This window comes from Thiomicrospira sp. (genome assembly GCF_014859555.1).
In the GTDB taxonomy this organism is placed as follows: domain Bacteria; phylum Pseudomonadota; class Gammaproteobacteria; order Thiomicrospirales; family Thiomicrospiraceae; genus Thiomicrospira.
In genome coordinates, this window is record NZ_JACUTY010000135.1 from 1 (window position 1) to 1,479 (window position 1,479).

At 47.6% G+C, this 1,479-nt stretch carries 1 protein-coding gene; it reads left to right on the plus strand.

Annotated elements, in window-relative coordinates:
* Positions 1–114 precede the first annotated feature (114 nt).
* Positions 115–1,458, plus strand: coding sequence for an IS5 family transposase (locus IBX48_RS10525; protein ID WP_296834379.1), 1,344 nt, complete (start codon positions 115–117; stop codon positions 1,456–1,458).
* Positions 1,459–1,479 lie beyond the last annotated feature (21 nt).

The window sequence follows — 1,479 nt, forward strand, 5'->3', positions numbered from 1 at the left end:
TCCTGAATAACTCAACCACCCCTTGATTCATAAGGGGTGAGCTTCAATTTAGTTCTTTAAAAATTGCCAGATTTAATATAATAGGGATTCAATTTCTTGCAAATTTTATCGTCTATGAAGCCAAAAACACAGCCAAAAGTGCCAAACCAAGATTTGTTCAGACCCTTATTGGTCGATATCATCAATCCTGCACATGAGTTAGCCCGATTAGAGGGTTTAATCGACTGGGCGTTCTTTGAGCGGGAATGGGCCGAATATTTCCCCTCAACCACCGGACGACCAGCCACTTCACCGCGCTTGATTGCCGGACTGTTTTACCTACAACACCTGTATGGCCACAGTGATGAAGGGGTATTGAGTGCCTTTTTGCAATCGCCTTACTATCAACACTTCTGTGGCTGTGTGCACTTTGAACATCAATTACCGATTGACCCCAGCTCCTTGGTGCGCTGGCGTAAACGAGTTGGCGAAGAAGGGTTAGAGTGGTTGCTTACTCAAAGCATTCAAGCCGCCGTCAATGCCAAGATGGTCAAACCTAAATCTTTTGAACAGATTCTGGTCGATACCACCGTAATGGAAAAAGCCATCACCCATCCAACGGATTCCAAGCTGTTAGAAACCGCCCGACAACGGCTGGTCAAACAAGCAAAAACCCAAGGCATCAACCTTCGCCAAAACTACAACAAAGTCGCACCCAGACAAGCCATACAAACCGGACGCTACGCCCATGCCAAACAATTTAAACGCATGCGCAAAAGCCTCAAAAAACAACGCACCTACCTGGGGCGAATCGTTCGAGACGTAGAGCGTAAAGTACACCACATGACCGACGCTTTAGCGCATGAGCTAAGTTTAGCTAAACGCCTTCTCAGCCAAAAATCCAAGGACAAAAACAAGCTCTACAGCCTCCATGCCCCCGAAGTTGAATGCATCGGCAAAGGCAAAAGCCGCAAACCCTACGAGTTCGGCGTTAAAGTCACCGTGGCGACCACCTTAAAAGAAGGCTTAGTGGTCGGTATGCGCAGCCTACCGGGCAACCCTTATGACGGCCATACCCTCGCTGAAGCCTTAGAACAAAAAGAAATCCTCACCGACACCCCAACCAAACTGGTGTGTGTTGATAAAGGCTATAAAGGCCACTGGATTGAACACAGCCAAGTGCTGATAAGCGGCCAGAAGCGTGGCATGACCCCTAGCTTAAAGAAAAAGCTCAAACGCCGAAGTGCAATCGAAGCCACCATCGGGCATATGAAAACCGAAGGACGATTAGACCGCTGCACGCTAAAAGGTCAGTTAGGAGATGCGATGTTCGCGCTATTATGCGGTGCAGGTCATAACCTGCGTTTAATCCTAAACTTCCTTCGGGATTTTTTGGCTTTTTTATACACCGCTATCTGGAAGAGCGGATGGCGTAACGAACACAGTCTCACTCGAAACTACGAAATAAAAGTGGCTTGAGTGAGTTATTCAGGACCGACT

What these genes read in the sequence shown, in the direction of transcription:
- IBX48_RS10525 (WP_296834379.1), top strand. Translation starts at nt 115, where the DNA reads ATGAAGCCAAAAACACAGCCAAAAGTGCCAAACCAAGATTTGTTCAGA.